Here is a 20,090-nt window from a genome sequence, read left to right on the forward strand (position 1 = left end):
AGATCTAGTCGGTGGACTGGTTGAGGGAGGCGAGGTAGGCGTTGGCCGCCGCCAGCCGTGTCGGGCTGTTGACGAGTTCTTCCGACCAGACCCGCAGAGCGATGTCGCCTGCCACGTCCTCGTCGGGTGCAGTGACGACGTAGGCGGCCTGGCCGGATGTCTCCAGTTCGGCGCACCGTTTGTCATGGGCTGCGTCGTCCTCGGGAGGGGTTTCGACGGCGACGACGTCTATCTGTGCGGGGTTCGACTCCTGGTAGATGACCCACCACTGCCGTGCGGGTGGATTGGGCATAGCTCTCCTTTGGTGTTCAGGGGCGGGCGTCAGACCTGGGGGCCGGGCGCGGAGTAGTGGGTGAGGAGTTCCGCGACCTCTCGGCCGATGTGGTCCATGAGCGTGCGGATGTGCTTCCTGTCGCCGCGCAGGTAGAGGGCCAGGTCGAGGACTTCGGGAGCGGCGGTGTAGGCGAGCAGCTCCCGGTACTGCTCGACGGTGAGGGGTTCGAGGTCGTCGGGGCGCAGTGCCCAGGAGGCGACAGCTGCGCTGTCGGCGAGGCGCGTGGCGGCGCGGAGCGTGGCGGTGTCGGGCGCGCGGGCGAGAAGGATGAGGAACATCGCAGCGAAGTGGTGGTCCGGCGTGTTGATGACCGGTACCGAGGGGCGAGCTGGCACAAATGCCTCCGGTTGAGGATGAACGGGCCTCGAATGCTTCTTTTCTATATGCACTCAGGGGAGGTTGCGGCCCTGCCGCGAGCGAGCACGGAGGGGGTCAGTCCTGACTGATGTTGACCACGAGCGCCGCCCCGTCGGCAGGGCGGTCACCCTCGCCGACAGCTACCACCGAAGGTGACCGACCTCGCGAGGAGGGAGGCCGCGGGGGTTGGCAGGGAGAGGGACGGCGATGTCGCGCTCGTCGGTCAGCGGGTGGACGAAGTAGTAGCCGGGCGGGTGCGTGCGCAGGTCGGCGAGCCGAGCGAGGAAGCACAGATCAACGGTGAGCTCGCCCCAGATCGGGTCCGGCCGCTTTTGCAGGTCGAACCGGAGAAGGAGTCGTCCGTCGTCGCCGTGCAGACTCCATAGGGCATAGCCGGGTTCGTCGCGGGTGGCGACGAGGGTCCTGATGCGCGGCTCGATCGCTACCGCCGTCACAGCCATGCGCCTCAGTACGGCGCGAGCGAGGTTGCGGGTGGCCTCACACACCCGCCTGTCCGCGAGCGGGCAGGGATCTTGCACTTCACATGCCTCCTTGGCATAAGGCCGCCCGGCGGCCGGGATGCGGTGGTCACCGGTCGCCGGACGGAGTCGTCGACGGCGTCAGCCGACGGGGATGGGACGGTTCTGCAGATCCAGGAAGATGCAGGCGGCTGCGACGGTGGGCCTGTAGTCGGCCACGATTTGACCGTCCTCGTCCCAGGTGAGGAGTTGGACCAGGACGTCGAGCAGCGGTTCGGGGAGCATCTGCCGCCAGTTGTCGTAGTCGGTGCCGGGGAACCACTCCCTACAGGTCCGCTGAAGGGATTCCACGACGGCCTCGGCCAGCCGGTCCGCCTGGGTGGGGCTGATCTGCTCGACGCTCAGGCGCTGGCGGATGCGCTCGGGACTGAAGGGGTCTGTCACGGTCTCTCCTGACGGTTCAAGAAGGGGGCCGCTCCCCCTTCCTTCTGGTTCTATTCTATATGCATTCGGGAGGAGGGCAAGATTTCCGGTAGATTTTCTTGATCACCGAAGGGCTTTATTTCCGCAGGTCAGGAGCCATGTCCGCAGGGGTAAGATCGCGTATGTGGAGGACGAGCCGCGCGCCCTCGATTACGTGCCCCATGCGCATGTCCGGGCCGACGACGCGCGTGTGGTCGTCGTCGTCCAGGACTCCTTGGTCCACCAGCCCGTCAACGCACGCCTTGAAGCTGGGGTACCAGTTGGCCGGGTCTCTCCTCTGCCTGTCCTCGGGGTGCAGGACGCCGATGATGTGGACCCGTTCCAGGCGTGGCACTGCGCGTGAGGCGGCCCAGGCCGCCCGCCGCAGCACCCTGGTGATCTCCGCGCGCTTGTGGTGGTGGAACCGCTGGTTGGCGTTCAGGAGCGTCAACCGGGGCGGCAGCGCGACCATGAACTGGCGGCCGGGCATCCCCTCGAACCAGTCCGGTTCCTCCTTGCCCGGAACTCCGACCGGGGGACCTGCTTTGGGCGTTGCCAACGCCGTTACGTCAGGGGCGTATCCGCTCCGGCGCGGCACGCCGGCGTTGGTGAAGGCCGAAGCGTGCAAGGCCGAGATCAGCATGAGGCGACGCCTGCGGCCAGTCGCAGCGTCCGCGACCAGGGCGCGCATGTCCCCCGGCTTGTACTGCTCGATCCGTATGCGGATGCTGTCCCGCGGGTCGCAGGCCACGAAGATCCGTCCCGGCTTGATATGGGTCACCTGCGGCCCCGGTCGAAGAGATCCGACAGAGCCTTCGCCGCCACCGCCGCCGGCCACGCGACGATGACCACCGCGAGGTACAAGGCGGACGCGGCTGGCCGCAGTTGGCACACCAGTCGCAGGATCGGGTCGTGGGCGAGCAGCCTCCGGAAAGCGCCCGCCAGGACCACGGCTCCCGCTGCCCACGCGAGGAGGACAGGCAGAGCGAGCACGCTGGTCACGACTCCACCTTTCTGGTGTCGACGTGAACCCAGACGGTACGAAGTACGCGGGCTCGGGCCAGGCGCAGGGCGAGGGAAGCGGCCCGGCCGTTCCGGTGCGCGGCGAAGCCCGCGCAGATGGCAGGGGCATCGGTGCCGAGCGTGGCGTGGCAGACGATGTGCCCCTCCTCGGCGATGGCGTTGGCGATCATCTCTGCCACGCGCCCCTCTTCCAGGCGCATCAGGTTGCCCGGCCGGAAGATGCACGTGCCGCATCGCCCCGCGCAGATCCGGACGCTCCATGTCGCCGGGTCGGCAACGTCGTGGCGCAGTCCGTCGGACGAGTAGGTGGCAGAGCTGGTCATCGATCGGCCCCCGGAGTGGCGGCGCGTACTGCCTCACCCGTCGCTGCCAGCAGCATCTCGAGGCAGTGGGAGAACAGTTCGGGGTCCGGCGCGGTGAAAGCGGCCCCGTAGAGGGCGAGCGTGGTCGCGGTGTCCCCGTTGGCGAACGCGGTGATGAAGCGTGCTGCGAAGAGGTGTGGCTGCGGGACGATGTCCTCGGGGCGGCTGCCGTCGGAAGTCAGAATGATCCAGGACGCCGTGTCGGCATCGAGTCCCTGCATCTTCGCCAAGGCCGCCTTCGCCATAACTGCGAGTTCCGTCGCGACGCCGTACATCAGCGAGGGTGTCCCGTTCCGTGCGAGGTCCGCCAGGATCTCCTGGGCCTCGTCGTGGCGTCCCTCCGTCCAGAGGGAGACCGCCTCGACGAGGCGCTCGCTGACCATCAGGTGCGTCACTGAGTCGCCCCCGTTCGTCGGCATGACCGGCACGGACCAGGTTCCGGGCTGGCCCGGGACCTCTCTCCAGCCGTTCACCGCGTCCTGGGTTCGGGCGTCGGGTCGGATCATGTAGCCGTGCTCGATCAGCCGGTGCCCGGCGCTGGCCGGGCGGAAGCTGTCCCAGTCGAAGACGAGGTCCACCAAGTCGTCGTCGCGGTCCTCGGCCAGAACTCGAATCTGGTAGCCGTCCGGCAGTCCGGTGCATATTGCGGTCAGGTGCTTCACTGCGATTCCTCTCAGTTGGTCAGGGAGCGTCGGGCAGTTCGAGCTGCTGCGCGGCCTGCTCCTCCGCGTCCAGTGGGTTGGGTCCGGGGCGGTAGTGGGGCAGGCACCGGGGGCACTGCTGCTCTACGGCCCGGCGGTGAGCGCGTGATCCGGCGGCCGTGCCGCACGATTTGCGGATGACCGGGACTGGCAGCTCGCTGGGGTCGGCGTCGGGAAGCTCGTGGATGATCACGCCGTTGAGCCAGATACGGCCGCCGCAGATGCCGGTGAACAGGCTTTTGGCTGGCAGGACTTGCCGGATGCAAGCGGCCCGGAAGGGGCATCCTCCGCAGACGTAGAGGACGGGTTCGCAGATGGCGACCAGTTCGATGCCGTTCTTCCATCTGTCGTCGGCAACGGCGAAGTCCTCGTCGCCGAAGCATGGGGCGTGGGAGGTGACGTGGGTGCCGATCAGGGTTCGTGATCCGGTCACAGGACGGGCTCCAATCGCTGGCCTATCCACCGGGCGACATTGACCGAGACCGCGTTGCCTGCCTGCGCGGTCTGCTCGGCCTGGTTGCCGTAGACGACGTACTTCTTGGGGAACCGCTGCCCTTCGAGCTGTTCGCGGGGCTTGAGCATCCGGAAGTAGCAGTCGTTGATGTGCGGGGCGTTTTGCACCAGGGCAGCTGAGTCGCGGGTGGAGAGGGTGTGGACGGGTTCGGCGGCCGTCTTCACCGCGGCCTTGCGGTACGGCACGACGAGAGTGTTCCGCGCATGCTCGGGGGTGGTGCCGGCGTGCGTGACGAGGCCGTGGTGGTTGCCCTGGGCGGTGACGACGCTGAGCGGGTCGCTCGCGGGGCTGGCGGTGGCGTGGTTGCGGTACTCGATGATGAAGGGGTCCATCGTCAGCAGGGCTTCGCTCTCGCGGGTGGTGCGAGTACGCATCGGCACGTCGAGGGGGACGGCGTCGGTGTTCCACGAGCCGCCGGTCGGCACCAGGAGCGCGTCTCCCTGCTTCACCGTCCGGGCGGGCATCGGCCGGTCCTCGACGGCGTACGCCCTGTCCCCGCCGTCCTTTCCGTGGGTGAGCGAGATCGAGTACGGGCGCCAGGGGAACTTGCGGCGCCCCGCGCGGATTCGGTCCATGGTGGTATCGGCGAGCGGTTTCTTGCGGTCGCCGATCCGCTTCCCGAGGTCGCTGAAGTCGATGATGTCGCTGGCCGGGCGAACGTACGGCTCGACCATGGAGTGGCGGCAACGGGTGTTGGGGCAGCGATAGATGTAGTCGCGCCGGTATTTACCGATACGCAGGCCATCGGTCTTGGTCCACGACTGGACGGCGTGCACGTCTTCACCGCAGTCGACGCAGGGAGCGAGCGGCCTGGGCTCCAGGTCGGGCTTGCGCATGGTCTTGAGGGTGAAGACCACGTACATCCGGTCACGCCACTGCGGGGCGCGCAGGTTGACGTCATCACCAACGTGGGCGCTGCTGACGCACACGATCTGGTACTGGTATCCGAGCAACTCCATGGCTTGGAGCCAGGTCGCGAACAGGATCCAGTCCAGGCCGAATTCGACGACGTTCTCGACGACGATGGCCTTGAACCGCTTCGCTTCAGCGGCTCGCACCACGCACCACGCGGTGACCCGGGTCGCCTCGAACGCATCCTTGGTCAAGGACTCCCATTCGTCGCGTTCCTCTTCGAGCAGGTCGAGGAGATCAAGTTGGTTGGTTTCCCGGGGCTTGCCGCCCGCGGGGCTGATCTCAGTGCAGATGACGGATGCCCACAGTCCATCGGCCTTGGGCAGCATGCGCATGGGGAAGCCGTCGCTGAGCGTCATGACGGCGTGCTCACAGTTGGGATGATTGGCGGCGTGCGTCTCGATCGCGAGCCGCCAGTGGTTGATGCCGAGCAACAGCTCGTGCCCGGCTTCGACAAGTCCGGTGCTACTGCCGCCCGCGCCACACAAAAGGTCAATCCAGGTGGCCATGCTGGTAGTTGTTCTCCAAGAGGTCTTGAATGCCCGGCCCCGCGACGCGGGGCCGGGCGACGGCCGAGATCAGTACGTGCGGAGGCCGCCGTGCGCCTGCGCACGGCGCAGGAAGGTGATCCAGTGCCCCCACATCGGGTCGCCCACGGGCATCTCGGCGATGACCACGCCCGGGTGGGCGCCATAGGCGGTGAGGGCAGCGGTGATCTCGGCGACGGTCACGAGAAAGCCGTCGTTGTATTCGAGCTTGTACCTGGGTATTCCGGTCGGCGCCGTCTCGGAGGCGTCCTTGACGGCCTGGTACGCGGCCCGGAACTCGGCGATTCGGTTCGCCGTGCTCTCGTCGTGTTTGATGCCGGGCCGGTGGTCCACGCCCGCCAGCCCGTAGGCGGACAGCTGGGGGTATGACGGGACGGGCAGCTCGACGAGCATCCCGAAGTTCTTCATCGTGTCGAGGGTGCGCGGCATCGCGGTGTAGGCGAACCGGAAGTAGTTCTGGTCCCCTTCAGCGGGCTTGCCGTCGGAGGTGTGGATGTAGATGTCGTATCCCACGGGGGTGTTCTCCAAGAGGTCTGCGGCTGCCCGGCCCGGAGTCGGGCCGGGCAGCGTGATCAGTGGTGGGCGGCGTGACGGTGGTGGACTTCGCCGTCGGGCATGCGGCGCGGGGCCCGGCTGCGGGCCTCCCAGCGGAGCTCTTCGATGACGATCACGGTGAGGCCGGCACCGACACCGAGGGCGAGCACGAGCAGCGCGTACAGGACGGTCACCGCGCCACCACCTCGTAGCGAGCCGGGCAGGGCTGAAGGAGCTGCATGCACGCGACGAACACCCCGTGGGCGTCGTTGGTCGCGAGTCCGTTGTCCAACGCGGCCTGGGCCCGGGCTCGTTCGGCGTCGTCCTGCGGGTGCGCGATGATGCAGGCGCAGCGGCGCTTGCCGGTCTCCTCCGCCGGATTCGGCGTTACCGCTTCGGCGCCCGCCATCAGACGATCACCTGCCCGGCGGACGCGAGGTAGAGGATGCCGACCTCATCGTCCAGCTCCCACACAGTGAGCGGCCAGTCCGTGCCGCCTTGCGCGTGGACGCACGTCCAGCCCTTCTCCACCATGGCGCGCACGGCGTTGCCGTACTCCTTGATGGCCGCGCCTTTGTCGGCGAGAGGGCCGTGGCGCAGCTTGGACAGCGGCTGGCGCTGCGCTGTCACGCCCCGAAGCCGGACGGAGACCAGATCGATGACGCGTGGCGCGAGGTGCCGCTCGGTGACGAAGGCCGTGATGGCCTGGATGAGCGGGACGACGTTGTTGCCGTGCTCCGACTGCTCTCCGCTGTCAGTGGAGTCGTAGAACACCTCGTCGATGTTCGGGTTGTCGTCGTGGAGGCGCTTGACCTGGAAGCCCTCCAGCGCGGCCGGGTCCATGGGCAGGTCCTCGACCGAGGAGATCCACAGATACGAGCCATCGGTGAGCTCGGCGGTGATGGCGAACATGTTCCCGGACTCGACGTTGGTCACGAGCGGGATGCGGCGCAGCGCGGTGATGACCGGCTCGTACGCGCTCCACAGAGCCAGCCACAGCGGGTCTTCGGTGTTGTTGTGTACGGGCATCGGGGCCAGCGGCGCCGGGTCGTTGCTCACAGTTCCTTCTCCAAGAGGTCGTGTGCCAGCCAACAGTACAGAGTTGGGATCTATCTCAGTGCAAAATTGATGCACATGGACGCGCTCACCACAGGCGGGTGACGAACACCAGGCGCGGGGCCTTGCGCCGTTCCTCTCGTGCCTGACGGGCGAGGGCGGTTGAAGCCTCCAGCTCATCGGCACGCTGGATAGCGACATCGGCGATGTCCAGCGCCTGGTGGGCGAGGTCCCGGGCTTGCATGAGCGCCCGGTGGTTCTCACGGTGGTCGAGGTGGATCTCTGCGCCGCCGACGTCGTCAAGGAGTTCGCCGACGACCTCGTCCCGCACGAGCTTGGCGCGCCCGAGCCCGCCGAGATGGCGCTCACAGTCGACCACGTCCTTGAGGTCGGCGATCTGGATGAGCATGTCGCCGACACCCTCGGGGTCCTGGCGGTAGAGGTCGGCGAGTCCGTGGATCTGCTCGCGGGCGGCAGCGCCGCTGTCGAGCACGAGCGCACCCTTGTGGCAGCGGCGAAGGATGGGCAGGTAGTTCATGTCGTCCTTCCGATCAAGAGGGGGCCTCTCCCCTTTCTGGTTCTATTCTATATGCATTGCCAGGGATGTCCATATTTCTGGTGCAATTTTCTTTCGGGGGGCTAAGTTTTTCGCTGACTGCCGCCCTTCCGTGCTCGTACGGCCTCGCGCACAGCTCTGCGCGCCTCTTCGGTCGCTTCCGGGTGCTCCTCGACCCGTCGGCGGCGCCTGGCGGCGTCCTCGCGCCACTCATCCCAGAAGCGCCCGTGCTCCCGGCGTTCCTCGTCCTTGGCCTCCTCCTGCTCCCTCTGGCGCCCCGCGCGCGGGTTGGTGCCGCAGCCACGGCAGGAGGCAGCGGGACGCCCCCGGTGCTTCGTGCAGCCCTTAAGCGGCTCCCCGCGTTCCGGGGCGGAGTCGTCCGGCGGAGCGGACGCGGGCTCCCCTGCGGCGTCAGCCGTGGGGGTAGGGGGGGAAGGAAGGACAGAGGAAGAACCAGGAAAGGAAGGGGTTCCATCGTTGGAACCCAGTGGGTTCCCCCCGTGAAACTCACCGGGTTCCACGGGTGGAACCCGGCTGTTCTGCCCGTCCGGGTTCCCCCCGTGGAACCCTGCCTCCTCACCCGGGTTCCCCGCGTGGAACCCAGCTTCGACCTGCGGCGATTCGACCTTCTCTCGGCGAGCGGCCTCGCGTTCTTCGACGTCCTGATAGGTCATCGCAGGCTTTGCGGGGGCCGAACGCGTGACTCCAGAGCGGGCCTTATTGGCGTTCTTCGGAGCAGCCTTGCGGGCCTCCAGGCGCTCCTTGAGCTCCGGCGTGGTCGGTGTGGGCGGTACCCCGAGGGGGAAGACCCGGTAGACCGCCGCACGTCCCGCCTTGCCGGTCTCCACGCGCTCGACAAGCCCTTTGGCTATCAGCTCCGTGACGATGGTGATGGCGCGCTTGTCGGTCACGCCGACCCATGCCGCGAGACGGGTGAGGCCGGGGCGTGCGAGGCGGGTCTCGTCGTCGGCACTGTCCGCGATCTTCATGAGGGCGAGTTTCTGGCTCTGGCTGAGCACGTCGGGCGGCAAGTAGGCCGCGGCAATCATCAGTTGGATGGACACGGTTCCCCTTGGGCGGTACAGGCACGGCGGCAGGACAGGGTGCCCCGCCCGGTCACTCCCGGGCGGGGCTGAGACTCATCGGAGTCGGGTCAGGCCGGCGCGATGTTGATGACCGCGGGCGTTTTCTTACCGGTCTTCCGCCGGGGGATCGCCAGTCCTGCGTCCTTGAGGTTCTTGACCATGCGGTTGACGTCCGGCGTCATCGGGACCGGGATTCCGGCGACCTCATGCAGGTCGACCATCGCCTCCACGTCGTCCTTCTCCTCGTCGTTGCCCCCGCCCCAGGAGAGCTTGTTGGGGCCGTAGATCCCCTCCGGGGAACGGTCGAGCTTCTTGCGCGCGAACTCCTTGATCCTTTTTCCCTCGCTGAAGAGCTTGTGTCCGTTCACGTAGTCGATGAGCGCCTGTTCGCGGTCAGCGTCGTTGCGGATGAGCGCCGTCTGCTCGGGCACGCCGGGAGCTGTCCCGGGCCAGCACAGGGAGCGGAACGGGCAGTAGTCGCAGATGGCGTCCAGCCCGGGGCCGTTGAAGTCTCGGGGCATCTCTTCGGGGTTGCTGGTCTCGCGCACACGTTCCACCCACCACTGGGCCTGGGCCGCGCGCTGCGGGTCGAAGTCGATCTCCTGGACATGCTCTGCGCCGGAGTCCCGGTTGATGAACCGGAAGCGAATACGACCGATGTTCAGTGGCCCCAGGCGGGACAGGTACCGCTGGCCGGGAACGTCCTCGAACCCGACTTCGAACAGCGCGCCCGCGTACAGATGGACCTGCCGCAGTTCGGCGGCCGTGGCACCGTAGCGGAGAACGCGGTCCCACAGATAGGTGGACTTGGTCTTCACGTCCTCCACGGTGAGGACGTCGGCGGGTATCGCCGGCCTGTGACGAGCGGGCAGGCGAGCGGCGGTCGCCGCGTCGAGCTGTACGACGTCGATATGCCCCCGGATCAAGTTGTCCTGGACGCTGCGTTCAACCAGCCATCTGTACTCGGTGCGCGCGGACTCAAGCAGCCCGTGGTGAATGAACGTTCCGAGGATCGCCGCACGCTTGTCGGGGTGATCGGTCGGTGTGGTGCCGTGCAGGATGAAGGCGGCGCGTCGGCCGCACACGGTGTCGGACGCGCCGAGCTGTGTCTGACGAGAGCGCGGGCGGCGGGCGTCCACGTCGTGTGCGGCATCCCAGATGGATGGTGCGATGCCGTCAACGGTGGCTACGGACATAGGGGAGTTCTCCAAGAGGTCAGCGTGGGCGGTCACTGCTCGGCGTCCGCGTCCTGCTCGTCGGCCTTGCGCTGGGCGGCGGCACGGAGCTTGTCGGCGTCGGACAGTGGGCCCTCCCCCATCTCCCGCCGGGGGCTGTCGAGTTCGGCGGCGCGCTGCTCGGCGGCGGCCCGGATGGTGAGGATTTCGTCGTGGCTCAGGCGGTTCACCGGATCTGGGACGGCCCGCCACAGCGCCTCAAGGAGCTTCTTGTCCGTCAGGCCGGCGATGCGGGCGAGCCAGGGCTGCACGAGATCGCCGACGAGCGCGGGCATGATGCGCGGCTGGGACTCGACTGAGCAGCCCAGCTTGTTGAAGACCAGGTCCTCGATGCTGAAGTCCCGCAGCGGCAGCGGCTTGTTCCGCTCGACGCGCATCCGCAGTGATCGGACCTTGATGACCTGCGGGTCGGCGTTGCGCTTCATGCGCACCCAGCACGACGAGTCGAAGCCAAGGTCTTTCTGGGCCGAGACCTTCCACTCGCTCTTGTTCTGGATCGGCTGGCCGTTGTCGTCCGTGGCGCTGACCTGCTTGCCGCGGGCCAGCACGATGGCGATGCCGGGCAGTGTGCGCAGCAGGTAGATGATCCTGTTCCACCGCTCCGTGGCGTCGTTCCACAGATTCCGGCCGATGTCGAATGCGGCGTCCGGGTCCTCCTGGAGCAGGGCGCGGTTCTTTCGCGTCCGACGACCTCGTTCGTAGGTCCAGTTGGTGAGCATCCGCCACAGGGCGGATCCCGAGTCGATGGTCAGGACGACGGGGGGCTCTCCGGCTGCCGCCGCGCGCCTGGCCTCGGCATGCACCGCCTCAACCTGTTCGAGAATGTCTCGGTAGGTGCCGTCGTGCTCGATGATCAGATAGTTGGCGCCCTCGATGGCCGCGTACTCGTCGGCCGATCCCTCGTCGAGGTCGATCCAGTACATCTGACCGATGCGGTCGCTGCTGGAGAACTGTGCCGCCGAGTAGGTCTTGCCCGCGCCCTCCTCGCCCTCGATGAGGAGGAGGGGCCAGGGGACGATCCCTGTCGGCTTGCGTGTTTTCAGTTGGACTGCGGGCGGCTTGTCGGTGCCCGCTGGTGCATTCACGATCTGGCTCCAAGAGGTCGTGGTCAGTCCGCGCGCAGAGCCCGGACTTCAAAGAGGGCTGACCACTCCGGGTGTTCGGCCAGCAGGAGCCGTACGTACCGGGAGCGGTAGTCGTTGTTCAGCGCGAACTCGTCGCCTCGGGTCGCCGCGCCGTACTGATAGCGCAGGAGCTCGAAGAGCATCCCGATGCCGATGCGGCCGAACCCCTTCTCCGCGCAGTCGGCGGTCATCCGGATCAGCGCCCTGAGAACCCAGGGGTTGAGCGCGTGGAACGCCTCGAATCGCTGCTGGATGGTCAGGCTGCCGACATCGGCGGGGTGGCGAACGGGCTGGATGGTGCCGAACAACGGCGGCTGTTCGATCAGCAAGGCTCCCCCTCAGAGATAGACCTGACACGCTGAAGTGTTGGAATCTATCTACGGATAGAGGGATTGTCGATCGACAACACCACCGATGCCCCCTCGGCGGCCCCCTGGATCGCTGCAAGATCCCCCCTTGAATGAGTGAAGCGCACCCCTTTGGGTGCGCTTCCATTCTATATGCATTTAAGGATTAGATCAAGAAGATCAAGCCTCTGACCTGGGGTTATTCAGCGATCTTGTTTGCCGCCTTGCCTCGCGGCACAATCCTGGATCCGGGCCCGTCGTAACTGCCGTCACGCAGGGCAGCCAAGACTTCCTCATCGATCACCCAGTCCACTCCACGCGCACCCGCCTGTAGCGCGGGTGCGTCGGCAACGACTGGCTCCAGGAACCAGATCGGTGATCCGGACAGGTTGTAGTCAGCGGGCCGGAACCGGCCCGTGCCCATGGCCTTCCGCAGGAGCGCGCCCGACGGAAGCTGGAACAGGGCCACCAACTCGGCCTGACCTACCAACGGGGGGAGTTGCTCAACGTCCCTCACCCAGTAGCCCGGGTCCTGCTCCTTGGTCAGCCGCTCAAGCTCCGTCTGATTGAGCTGCTTCGGGCGCGGGGTCGTCTCTCCGAAGCCCTTCACGAACTGGAGGAGCCAGTAAGGCGACCCGCTGATGATCTTGGCGTAGCGGTAGTCGAGGGTGTGGTCCCTGCTGATCCACTGGCTGACCTGGAGCCGCTTCACGTCGTACAGCGCGGCGAACTCAGCTCCGCCGGCCAGGTACGGCTTCCTTCCCGCTGGCGCCTTGTCCACTGCCACTCCATCGCCTCCAGCTCACGTCACGTCTGCATATAGATTGTAACCAACGTGGAAGCAGAGTCGGAACCCTCCAGAGAGGCGATAGGGTGGAGTCTCCAAGAGGTCGAAGACCCCCGTCGTGAGACGGGGGTCTTCTTCCATGCTGGGCTCTCGGGCTGCTCGACGTCACCTCATCGTGGGTCAGGTACGCGGCAGGGTGAGCGTCGTGTTCTCGTACTTCGGCGGACGTGCGTAGCCGAGCAGCCAGCCGAACCGAGGCGACAGGTGCTCCTCGGCGAGCCGGAAGACGCCGTAGTAGGAGAAGGTGGCCACCGGGGTCAAGGCTCCCGTGACGGCCGTGGTGTCGAGATCGAGTCCGTGGCGGAGGGCGACCGCGACGAGCCAGCCGACCGCGGCCGGGACTCCCGTACGCATCAGCGAGGCGTAGAGGTTCATGGGGATGTACTCCTTGAGCAGTCGAGTGGGATCAGGCGAAGAGACGGCGCCAGGTCTCCGGGCCGGGGTAGCCGTCGGCGTCGGAGCCGCTCCACTTCTGGGCGTGCTGGAAGTCGACGACGTTGAGGCGGTCCGCCTCACCCCAGTCGCGGGACGGGCCGACGCGGTAGTGCTTGCCGTAGCCCTTGCGCACGAGCTGCTGGCCCAGCAGGAGGACCGAGGCGTTCGACTTGCCGGGTCCGAAGGCTCTTCGGCCGGGGAACGCCGGCGGGCCCGGCTTGGGCGGCGTCGACGTCGTGGTCGGCCACTTCGGCATCGGGCCCGGGTCCGTGTGCGTGTTCTCGGGCGTCTGGCCGTGGCCGTAGTGCCCACCTTCCGTCTCCCAGATGTGCTCGCTTCGGTTCGCCTTCCAGGTCGGGGCGCCCATCGGCCAGACGTCCGGCACCCCCCAACTCCGCGCCCAGGCCAGGACCTTGTCGAGGCCTTTGGCCGGGGTGTCCCGGACGGTCGCGTACGACTTCCCGTTCACGCGGCAGTACGGGAAGAACAGCGTTTCGACTTGGAGACACACCTTCCCGGTGCGATTGGTTCGGGTGCCGCCGGTGGCGTCGGCGACCGACTTGGACCGGCTGTTCGCCGGATAGAACTGGGCAGTCCTGCCCGTGAAGGGATCCCAGAGCAGATGCGGCGCGACTCCCTGGCCGCCGCCGGTGAAGTACTGAACGAGCTTGTCGAACGCCACGAGATCGGCGGGCTTGGCCGCCGTGGTGTTCTTGTCCCACGTGATGTGCCAGATGACGCGTGGGTCGTACTGCGTGTCGGTGGGTGCGGTGTCGCTGAGCGGGTGCCGCTCAGCTCCAGGCAGCCAGAGATCAGGCATGGCGCGTTCCTTGTTCTCCCCCGCGCCTGCTGTTTTGAGCCTACAGTCCGAGCTTGCCGGTCACGATCGCGACGATCACTCCCACCACGACCGGCGCCACGAGGGCGGTGAGAGCCAACCGCCTTACGCCGCGGGCCTCTTGGCGCTCCGTCTCGCGCTCGCGCTGTATCTGGGCGATGTCGTCCTCGACGGCCTTGATCCGTACCTCGTCAGTCCGCCTGTCGGCGTCGTACTGGATCTTCGTCACCATCTCGGCGAGCCGCGCACTGAAGGCAGCGAAGTCGGCGCGCAGGTCGTCGCGCATCTGCTGCATGGCCCGCAGCAGTTCCCACGGCGTGGGGTCCTGTCCCGGCGGCGCGCTCACGGTGCTCCCTTCGGCAGCCCCGCGCCGCTGAAGATCAGTCTATGAGTCTTTTCCCTTGCGCTTGCATCAGTCCTACTGGGATTCCTCGGAACCGTCCTCGCTCGCTCCAGCGACTCTGCCGCCGACGAACGCCACGCTCAGCGCGAGCGCGGCTACACCGGTGGCCGCCACCAGCTTCATCCCCGCCCCCTGGAACTGCTTGCTCTCGCTGTCCTTCTCGGATACCCGCCCCACGTTTCGTTCGAGGCGGTCGTGGAGGGACTCCCGCTGTGCCTCGCTGAGGTCGTCCCGACCAAGGTCGGCCTGCAGAGCGTCCCGCTGGTCCTGTGCAGCCTTGTAGAAGTGGTTCTGACTGTTCTCGTTGGCTGCGAGAGTGGACCTGTGGGCCTCTGCGACTGCATCCATGTTGGCCTTGCCCAGGTCCTTGAAGGCAGGGAACTGCTCGATGAGCTTGAGCCGCGCCTCGGTGGCCATCTCGGGCATCGCTGCCGCGAACTTGAGCACCTTGTCCTTGGACAGGTTCCGCCAGTTCGGGATACCCAACTTCCGCTTGATCGCTGATTCGTTCACGTCGCCCATTCCCTGACTCCGCTCGTCGTTCCGTGAGGCATCCCGGATAGTAGCGGTGCCCACCGACAAGCCGTGGACCGTGTCGGTTGAGCTGTGCGATCACTTGGAACCGCTGCTACCGCAGCGCCAGCGGCACTTCCGCAATCCGGATCGCCGGCCGTGGCCGGACCGGGATGTGCTGTTTGGAATCTTGTACTTGCTGCACCTTGGGATCCGGCGGGAGTGTCTGCCGTGCGGACCCCGGTACAGCTCCGGGCATGACGTGGTGGCGCCGACAGCGCGTGTCGTAGCCAGCACCCCTGACGCTCCCTCAACTCGTACGAAAGAGGGTCCCTCAGATGACGTAGGCGCGGTCCCATTTCTTGAACCGCTGTTGCACCTCGATGCTGCCTGACCTGGGAAATTCGCATACGTCCACCCAAACGGGTGAGTGGTGCGAAAGAACACAAATCCCCAGTTCGCCTGGGACTTTCGACCGTGAGTAGGCCAAGATCCTGCTGACGACAAGCCCTCGCCGCAGTGGTGGGGCGATCCGGGCGGACGCCGAGTCCTGCCGCCGCCCGGATGACCGGTCGACAGAAGTGGATCGGCAGGAGTGGAGGACCCAGGCACGACGGGTCGCCGGGACGGTCACGCCATGACCGGGTCGAGCAGCCCTTGGGGTGAAGCCGCGTCAGCGGCCGGGCAACTTCGCCAGCCCGAATCCGACAGGTCATCCTTCACAGGCGGCTGACGCGAAGGTGCAGCCGTCATGTCAACGACTCAAAACAACCCCCAGCCCTCTGGAACCAGCTCCAACGGGGACGGGGGTGATGGGTCCAAGATCCGCAAATTTGAAGCCGCAGTCATTGTCCTTGTGGGGATCATCGGTGGTTTCACCGCGGCGACCGGGCGACGGATCATGGACCATGTCTCGTATTTCGAGGCGATTTACTCAGGCTGCCTAGCAGCCGTCGGCCTGTGTGGCTTCATCATCCTGATGTTGAGGTTCATCCGGGGACAGTCCTGACCCGGTAGCACAGCAGGAGGGGCCTTGGCATCTAACCAAGGCCCCTTTCCTGGGCTCTCCTTGTTACGAGCCAATAGCACTGACTTCAAGTGGTTAGGCGTGATTCAGGAAATCGCGGGCGTTACTTGAGAGCGGGACATTCTGAGTTGTCATGATCGGGCTAGTCAGGTAATCGCCTGGCCGATGTAGTCGTCGGCCGAGCCGCAGTCCTCTACCAGCAGATAGGCGACGTTGCTGCTGCTGGCGGCTAGCGTCCACGTCTGTGCGACACCGCCTTGAGTTCCGGTCCAGCACAGTGCCGCTGTGACGTCGCTGCCGGTTGTGTTGGTCAGGATGGTCTGGACGGAAACGGCTGCGTTCGCTGTGGATGCTTGCAGATTATTGATCCGTATCTGGTCCTTGTAAATCGTTCCGGACACGGTGTTCTTGCGGATTCGGTATAGCGCGTAACTGTCGCTGGCCGCACTGTGCAGCGCCCAGAGGGAGACACGGTAGGCGCGGCCGGTCTTGAACGTGATGCTGCCGGTGGTGATCAGGGCCGTCTCCGTACTGGAGAAGGTGACGTTCGCGGTCAGAAGCTTCTGAGCGACGAATCCGCGACCCTGGGATTTGCCGTAGACGCTGAGGTCTCGGTCGATCGCGAATCCGCTGGATGTGAGCTTGGCAGTGGACTGGGCCGACCCGGACGGCGCGTCGCGGACGTGCAGCTCGATGGACGATCCAGCGGCCGATGTATCGGCGCCGTACCCGTTGATGTAGGCAACTCCGTTGCCGCTCAGATCGTTTGCGTAGAGGTTGAAGACTCCTCCCGAATAGCCCGGCACGTGGCTTTGCAGGAACACCCCTGTTTCCTGGCTCGAACCAGTCACCTTCGGGGCACTGAGCGAAACGCTCGGAACTTCGTAGGTACCGGAGGAATCTGAGGCGTACCCGATGGCGGTATTGAGTTCTGCCGGTGCTGACTCATCGGCGCTGCCGGAATAGAACTCAATCGATCCGGTCTCCGGATTGGTGTTTCCGGGACTGATGACAACTCGCTGTCCGCTCGCAGCGGTTTGAAGGGTGCTGCCGGTGAGAACGGCTCCGTTGATCGTCTTGCCATTGATGGCGTCGGCGTCGAGCTTGTCCGCCGTGATTGCCCCGGCCTTGACATGGGTCGCTTCGATCGCGCCCGCCGAGATCTTCGTTGCCGTCACGGCGTTGGCCGCGATCTTGTCCGCAGTGACGGAGAGCGCGTTCAGCTTGTCCGTCGTGATGGACAGCGCCGCGATCTTCTCGGCCGTGATGACCAAGGCCGCGATCTTCTCGGCGGTCACCGCTCCCGCGAGGATCTTGGTCGCGGTGACCGCGCCGTCGGCGATCTGCACGCCCGGGACCACCGGACGGACGACTGCGTTGTCCCACAGCACGGCTCCGGCGGTCGACTGGTACGTCTCCACCCAGACCGTGGCCGCGGTGGTGTTCGCCGGCGCCGTGACCGTGGCGGCAAGCCGTTGCCACGACCCGCGGGCCGGGACGTCCACCTGGGCGACGCCGAAGCCGACGGTCGCGCCGGCACCGTCCTGCCACCGGGCGTAGAACTTGAGCGCGCCTCCCGCCCAGTCGGCGGACGCGTTGGCGTCGATGGCTAGGTAGAGCTGCTCTCCGCTCAGGATCGGCATCGACGTGAGGTTCAGGGCCCGTGTCGTGGCGGCCGCCGCCGTGGCGTCGACCCGGAGTGCCTTCGCCGAGCCGTTGCCGCCAGAGACGACGGACCACACGGTCGTGGCGATCGCCGCGGTGTAGGCACCCTCGAACGAAGGGTCGCTGAGCACGTTCGTACCGCCCGCGACGACCAGTTTGTCCGTGGAGATCGAGGCCGCCGCGATCTCGGCCGCCGTGACTGAATTCGCGGCGATCTCGCGGCCCGTGATGGCATCGGCCGCGATCTTCCCGGCGATCACCGAGTCGGCTGCGAGCGCGGCGGCGGTTACCGAACCGCTCACGAGGTTGGTTGCGTCGACGATCCCCGTCTTCAACGCCTCGATGGCAACGGCGTCGACCTGCATGACGGCCGGGGAGCCCGAGACGCCCATTGAGCTGTAGTTCAGCCACAAGTAGGGGGTGATGAACCGGACGGCGTCGTGTACGGCGCCGGGCGAGCGCGGGTCGTTGTTGGGACCGGCGGAGCCCGTGGTCGCGCGGTCCTTCAGGTAGCCGACGACCGTGACCCAGCCGTCCGTGGTCGGCAGCGATCGATACGACGCCGCGATGTAGTAGTGGCTGTTCGGGGTGTTCCCCCCGGCGCGGTTGACCAGGGTGGTCTGGTCTGCGCCCACGCCGAGCACGCCGACGTAGAACGCGTCAGGGCCGGCGGCGAGTTGGGCTGTAGCCCTGATCCGGGCGCTGATCCGGTACAGGACACCGGGCTCGTACGGGACGAGGGTCGTGCCACGAAGCCGGATGAAGCCGCGCGCCTCCCCGATGTTTCGACCAGTGGGAGTGTCCGGTACGCCGGTGAGGTGCGCCCATGTGGCGCCGCTGCCCTGGTCGGTGGTCTGCCAGGCGGCGGCCTCGCCCATCGTGTCGACGAGGCGCTGGCTGGTGGCGTCCGCGAGCGCGCCGCCGAGCGAGCTGAGGGTGATCGCGCCGCTCGCGACCTTGCCCAGGGTCACGGAATTGGCGGCGAGCTTCTCGGCGAGCACCGCGCCGTCGGCGAGCGCGGTGGAGTTAACTGCTCCGAGGTCGAGCGCGGCTTCGGTGACCGCGCCGCGGGCTAGCTTATTTTCGTCGATGATCGCGTTGACCAGGTCATCGGGGACGGCCTTGCGGGCTTGGCCCTGCACAGCGGTCGAGGGCTCTCCGGCCGTACCGGAGGTGTTGACCGCGATCAGTCGCACCCACACCGGGGCGTAGGTGTCAGTGGCGAGGGTGAAGCATCCGCCAACAGCCGTGTGGAAGACGGCTACAGGGCTGCTGGTGTCCGGTTCGGTGTCGGCGGTCGCCGACAGGTGGACCTGGACTTCAGCCAGATCGAGCGGAGCAGTCTCGGCGTCCGTCCACGTTCCGGGCCAGGTGACCGTAAGCCCGGACAACGCGGACTCCACCACAGGCGACCTGGGAGTGGGGGGCGGCGGTCCGTTGTGGGCGACGAAACCGACGGTGCCGTCGTCCTGGAGACCCATGCTGCCGCGCAGGGCGCCGTCCTGGTCGTAGACCTCGATCGCTCCGTCCTCGATCGACGAGTACGCCATGCGGGCGGTGCGAGTGGTACGGGTCAGCTGCCGTTCCAGGACTGCGACGCGGGCGGCCAGGCGGGCGATGTCGCTGCTCATGCGTGCCTCCCCCGTAGGTGAAGCGGTCCGCGCGCTGGAGCTGGATGACGGCCTGCTCCTGGTCCTCGCCGGAGGCGGGTCGGATCTGCCAGCCGACGATGCGGCACCAGGCATCGAAGTCCGTCCACTGGTCGTGGACCCGGGCCCGTACGTCGTCACCGATTTGCCAGGACCCGAAACGGGCCGAGGGGTGATCGCGGACGGTGATCTCGGTGACCTCGCCGATGACCTGGCGGGAGATGCGTTCCGTGCGGGCGCGGGCAGCCAGCCGGTCGTTCGCCTTTTCTTCCGGCACCTCGAGTAGGTGCTCCAAGCGCAGTCGTCCGTCGCGCACGGCGTCCACGGCGCGGCGCCGGTTGCGGCCCTCGCCGGCGCCGAGGGCGATGACAACCTGGGCGAGGTTGTCGGCGTCGTACTCGACAGGTACGGACTTGACGATGTTCACGCCGGACTCGAAGTGGATGTCTGTGCGGCGGCGGCCGAGGCGGGGCCAGCCGATGCGGATGCGGCCTCGCGGGGTTCCGTTCTGCCAGGCGGCCTCCTCAGTCCACTCGGGGCCGCCTTCGACGGCGACCATGTCCTCGATTACGTCGCCGAGCGAGGGGGTGTCCCACCAGTCGATCCGGTAGGGGTCTTCCGGGGTGCCGACGGTGGCCTTGGAGGTGGTGGCGTCGACCTGGATGCCGAGCTGGCCGTCCGGCTGTTCTTGGCAGTACGCCCACACGTCGCGGATGACCTCGCACGGGTCGGCGTAGGTGTAGGGGCCGCGTCCGTTGAGCTGACCGTGGAGGTCGTAGCGCCGGTATGGGTAGGAGCCCCAGCCGGAGGCCTCGATGTTCAGCTGCTGGCCCTCAGGGTCAGCTCGCCAGATCAGGCCGCCCCATAGCAGCCGCCCGTCACGCTCCGCGTAGATCTTGGTGTTGCCGGGATCGAGCTGGGAGCGGACCAGGTGAGCCAGGCGAGGTTCTACGGCTCCGGCGAGGCTTCCGGTCGCGGACAGTGCGGGCCCGAACTCGACGCCGGTCAGCGGCAGATCCCAGGCCAGGACCTTGTTGGTCAGCGCGTCGGTGGTGAGATAGCGGTACGACGGCGACGCCATAGG

General features: G+C 66.8%; 27 protein-coding genes and 1 pseudogene. 2 read left to right on the forward strand and 26 right to left on the reverse strand.

The window, feature by feature from the left end:
* Positions 1 to 4: 4 nt before the first annotated feature.
* The 24 genes from AC5P09_RS09445 to AC5P09_RS09560 form a co-directional block, all read right to left on the reverse strand.
* The gene (locus AC5P09_RS09445) at positions 5 to 292 is read right to left on the reverse strand and encodes a hypothetical protein (protein ID WP_493873396.1); all 288 of its coding nucleotides are present in this window, start codon (positions 290 to 292) and stop codon (positions 5 to 7) included.
* A gap of 29 nt (positions 293 to 321) precedes the next feature.
* Positions 322 to 669 (reverse strand): hypothetical protein, encoded by a 348-nt coding sequence (locus AC5P09_RS09450; RefSeq protein ID WP_493873397.1) that lies wholly within the window; start codon positions 667 to 669, stop codon positions 322 to 324.
* A gap of 162 nt (positions 670 to 831) precedes the next feature.
* Entirely contained in the window at positions 832 to 1,152 is a 321-nt protein-coding gene (locus AC5P09_RS09455; RefSeq protein WP_493873398.1) for a hypothetical protein, read from the reverse strand.
* 159 nt (positions 1,153 to 1,311) lie between these two features.
* Positions 1,312 to 1,614 (reverse strand): hypothetical protein, encoded by a 303-nt coding sequence (locus AC5P09_RS09460; protein WP_493873399.1) that lies wholly within the window; start codon positions 1,612 to 1,614, stop codon positions 1,312 to 1,314.
* A 115-nt stretch (positions 1,615 to 1,729) separates the two neighbouring features.
* Positions 1,730 to 2,413 (reverse strand): hypothetical protein, encoded by a 684-nt coding sequence (locus AC5P09_RS09465; RefSeq protein WP_493873400.1) that lies wholly within the window; start codon positions 2,411 to 2,413, stop codon positions 1,730 to 1,732.
* Positions 2,410 to 2,634 (reverse strand): hypothetical protein, encoded by a 225-nt coding sequence (locus AC5P09_RS09470; RefSeq protein WP_493873401.1) that lies wholly within the window; start codon positions 2,632 to 2,634, stop codon positions 2,410 to 2,412. The genes AC5P09_RS09465 and AC5P09_RS09470 overlap by 4 nt, the downstream gene beginning before the upstream one ends.
* Positions 2,631 to 2,978: a hypothetical protein gene (locus tag AC5P09_RS09475; RefSeq protein WP_493873402.1), complete on the reverse strand. Its 348-nt coding sequence runs from the start codon at positions 2,976 to 2,978 to the stop codon at positions 2,631 to 2,633. Before AC5P09_RS09475 ends, AC5P09_RS09470 begins: the two co-directional genes overlap by 4 nt.
* Positions 2,975 to 3,679, reverse strand: coding sequence for a hypothetical protein (locus AC5P09_RS09480; RefSeq protein WP_493873403.1), 705 nt, complete (start codon positions 3,677 to 3,679; stop codon positions 2,975 to 2,977). Before AC5P09_RS09480 ends, AC5P09_RS09475 begins: the two co-directional genes overlap by 4 nt.
* A 19-nt stretch (positions 3,680 to 3,698) precedes the next feature.
* Complete coding sequence (locus tag AC5P09_RS09485) at positions 3,699 to 4,151, reverse strand: hypothetical protein (RefSeq protein WP_351770150.1); 453 nt, start codon at positions 4,149 to 4,151, stop codon at positions 3,699 to 3,701.
* Positions 4,148 to 5,653 (reverse strand): DNA cytosine methyltransferase, encoded by a 1,506-nt coding sequence (locus AC5P09_RS09490; protein ID WP_493873404.1) that lies wholly within the window; start codon positions 5,651 to 5,653, stop codon positions 4,148 to 4,150. The genes AC5P09_RS09485 and AC5P09_RS09490 overlap by 4 nt, the downstream gene beginning before the upstream one ends.
* A 69-nt stretch (positions 5,654 to 5,722) precedes the next feature.
* Complete coding sequence (locus AC5P09_RS09495) at positions 5,723 to 6,205, reverse strand: hypothetical protein (RefSeq protein WP_493873405.1); 483 nt, start codon at positions 6,203 to 6,205, stop codon at positions 5,723 to 5,725.
* A gap of 59 nt (positions 6,206 to 6,264) precedes the next feature.
* The gene (locus AC5P09_RS09500; RefSeq protein WP_493873406.1) at positions 6,265 to 6,420 is read right to left on the reverse strand and encodes a hypothetical protein; all 156 of its coding nucleotides are present in this window, start codon (positions 6,418 to 6,420) and stop codon (positions 6,265 to 6,267) included.
* A complete protein-coding gene (locus tag AC5P09_RS09505; protein ID WP_493873407.1) occupies positions 6,417 to 6,635 on the reverse strand; it encodes a hypothetical protein in 219 nt (72 codons plus the stop codon). Before AC5P09_RS09505 ends, AC5P09_RS09500 begins: the two co-directional genes overlap by 4 nt.
* Positions 6,635 to 7,285: a hypothetical protein gene (locus AC5P09_RS09510; protein WP_493873408.1), complete on the reverse strand. Its 651-nt coding sequence runs from the start codon at positions 7,283 to 7,285 to the stop codon at positions 6,635 to 6,637. The genes AC5P09_RS09505 and AC5P09_RS09510 overlap by 1 nt, the downstream gene beginning before the upstream one ends.
* Before the next feature lie 85 nt (positions 7,286 to 7,370).
* On the reverse strand, positions 7,371 to 7,820 hold the full coding sequence (locus AC5P09_RS09515) for a hypothetical protein (protein ID WP_493873409.1): 450 nt from the start codon (positions 7,818 to 7,820) through the stop codon (positions 7,371 to 7,373).
* Between the two features lie 101 nt (positions 7,821 to 7,921).
* Positions 7,922 to 8,902, reverse strand: a complete 981-nt coding sequence (locus AC5P09_RS09520) for a helix-turn-helix domain-containing protein (RefSeq protein WP_493873410.1) — start codon at positions 8,900 to 8,902, stop codon at positions 7,922 to 7,924.
* 89 nt (positions 8,903 to 8,991) lie between these two features.
* Positions 8,992 to 10,119, reverse strand: a complete 1,128-nt coding sequence (locus AC5P09_RS09525) for a PD-(D/E)XK nuclease family protein (RefSeq protein ID WP_493873411.1) — start codon at positions 10,117 to 10,119, stop codon at positions 8,992 to 8,994.
* Between the two features lie 32 nt (positions 10,120 to 10,151).
* Positions 10,152 to 11,243 carry an AAA family ATPase gene (locus tag AC5P09_RS09530; RefSeq protein ID WP_493873412.1) on the reverse strand — a complete coding sequence of 364 codons (1,092 nt, stop codon included), beginning with the start codon at positions 11,241 to 11,243 and terminating at the stop codon, positions 10,152 to 10,154.
* Positions 11,244 to 11,266: 23 nt separating this feature from the next.
* Positions 11,267 to 11,611, reverse strand: a complete 345-nt coding sequence (locus AC5P09_RS09535) for a hypothetical protein (protein ID WP_060904449.1) — start codon at positions 11,609 to 11,611, stop codon at positions 11,267 to 11,269.
* Between the two features lie 217 nt (positions 11,612 to 11,828).
* Complete coding sequence (locus AC5P09_RS09540) at positions 11,829 to 12,416, reverse strand: hypothetical protein (RefSeq protein ID WP_493873413.1); 588 nt, start codon at positions 12,414 to 12,416, stop codon at positions 11,829 to 11,831.
* 180 nt (positions 12,417 to 12,596) lie between these two features.
* On the reverse strand, positions 12,597 to 12,851 hold the full coding sequence (locus AC5P09_RS09545; protein WP_493873414.1) for a hypothetical protein: 255 nt from the start codon (positions 12,849 to 12,851) through the stop codon (positions 12,597 to 12,599).
* 31 nt (positions 12,852 to 12,882) lie between these two features.
* Entirely contained in the window at positions 12,883 to 13,731 is an 849-nt protein-coding gene (locus tag AC5P09_RS09550) for a peptidoglycan-binding protein (RefSeq protein ID WP_493873415.1), read from the reverse strand.
* A gap of 40 nt (positions 13,732 to 13,771) precedes the next feature.
* Positions 13,772 to 14,095 carry a hypothetical protein gene (locus tag AC5P09_RS09555; protein ID WP_200725110.1) on the reverse strand — a complete coding sequence of 108 codons (324 nt, stop codon included), beginning with the start codon at positions 14,093 to 14,095 and terminating at the stop codon, positions 13,772 to 13,774.
* Between the two features lie 72 nt (positions 14,096 to 14,167).
* Positions 14,168 to 14,674: a hypothetical protein gene (locus AC5P09_RS09560; RefSeq protein ID WP_493873416.1), complete on the reverse strand. Its 507-nt coding sequence runs from the start codon at positions 14,672 to 14,674 to the stop codon at positions 14,168 to 14,170.
* A 37-nt stretch (positions 14,675 to 14,711) separates the two neighbouring features.
* Between AC5P09_RS09560 and AC5P09_RS09565 the strand changes: the two are divergent.
* Positions 14,712 to 14,946: pseudogene (locus AC5P09_RS09565) on the forward strand (hypothetical protein); the annotation flags it as partial.
* 470 nt (positions 14,947 to 15,416) lie between these two features.
* On the forward strand, positions 15,417 to 15,674 hold the full coding sequence (locus AC5P09_RS09570; protein ID WP_280909721.1) for a hypothetical protein: 258 nt from the start codon (positions 15,417 to 15,419) through the stop codon (positions 15,672 to 15,674).
* A gap of 164 nt (positions 15,675 to 15,838) precedes the next feature.
* Here AC5P09_RS09570 and AC5P09_RS09575 read toward each other — a convergent pair whose 3' ends face one another.
* Both AC5P09_RS09575 and AC5P09_RS09580 read right to left on the reverse strand, forming a co-directional pair.
* Positions 15,839 to 18,763 (reverse strand): hypothetical protein, encoded by a 2,925-nt coding sequence (locus tag AC5P09_RS09575; protein ID WP_493873417.1) that lies wholly within the window; start codon positions 18,761 to 18,763, stop codon positions 15,839 to 15,841.
* Complete coding sequence (locus AC5P09_RS09580) at positions 18,678 to 20,087, reverse strand: hypothetical protein (protein WP_493873418.1); 1,410 nt, start codon at positions 20,085 to 20,087, stop codon at positions 18,678 to 18,680. Before AC5P09_RS09580 ends, AC5P09_RS09575 begins: the two co-directional genes overlap by 86 nt.
* Positions 20,088 to 20,090: the final 3 nt, after the last annotated feature.

The organism is Streptomyces sp. a15, from assembly GCF_059026085.1.

Coding starts and splice junctions, on each gene's coding strand:
- AC5P09_RS09445 (WP_493873396.1), bottom strand. CDS start 292: ATGCCCAATCCACCCGCACGGCAGTGGTGGGTCATCTACCAGGAGTCG.
- AC5P09_RS09455 (WP_493873398.1), bottom strand. CDS start 1,152: ATGGCTGTGACGGCGGTAGCGATCGAGCCGCGCATCAGGACCCTCGTC.
- AC5P09_RS09475 (WP_493873402.1), bottom strand. CDS start 2,978: ATGACCAGCTCTGCCACCTACTCGTCCGACGGACTGCGCCACGACGTT.
- AC5P09_RS09490 (WP_493873404.1), bottom strand. CDS start 5,653: ATGGCCACCTGGATTGACCTTTTGTGTGGCGCGGGCGGCAGTAGCACC.
- AC5P09_RS09505 (WP_493873407.1), bottom strand. CDS start 6,635: ATGGCGGGCGCCGAAGCGGTAACGCCGAATCCGGCGGAGGAGACCGGC.
- AC5P09_RS09515 (WP_493873409.1), bottom strand. CDS start 7,820: ATGAACTACCTGCCCATCCTTCGCCGCTGCCACAAGGGTGCGCTCGTG.
- AC5P09_RS09525 (WP_493873411.1), bottom strand. CDS start 10,119: ATGTCCGTAGCCACCGTTGACGGCATCGCACCATCCATCTGGGATGCC.
- AC5P09_RS09545 (WP_493873414.1), bottom strand. CDS start 12,851: ATGAACCTCTACGCCTCGCTGATGCGTACGGGAGTCCCGGCCGCGGTC.
- AC5P09_RS09550 (WP_493873415.1), bottom strand. CDS start 13,731: ATGCCTGATCTCTGGCTGCCTGGAGCTGAGCGGCACCCGCTCAGCGAC.
- AC5P09_RS09560 (WP_493873416.1), bottom strand. CDS start 14,674: ATGGGCGACGTGAACGAATCAGCGATCAAGCGGAAGTTGGGTATCCCG.
- AC5P09_RS09570 (WP_280909721.1), top strand. CDS start 15,417: ATGTCAACGACTCAAAACAACCCCCAGCCCTCTGGAACCAGCTCCAAC.
- AC5P09_RS09580 (WP_493873418.1), bottom strand. CDS start 20,087: ATGGCGTCGCCGTCGTACCGCTATCTCACCACCGACGCGCTGACCAAC.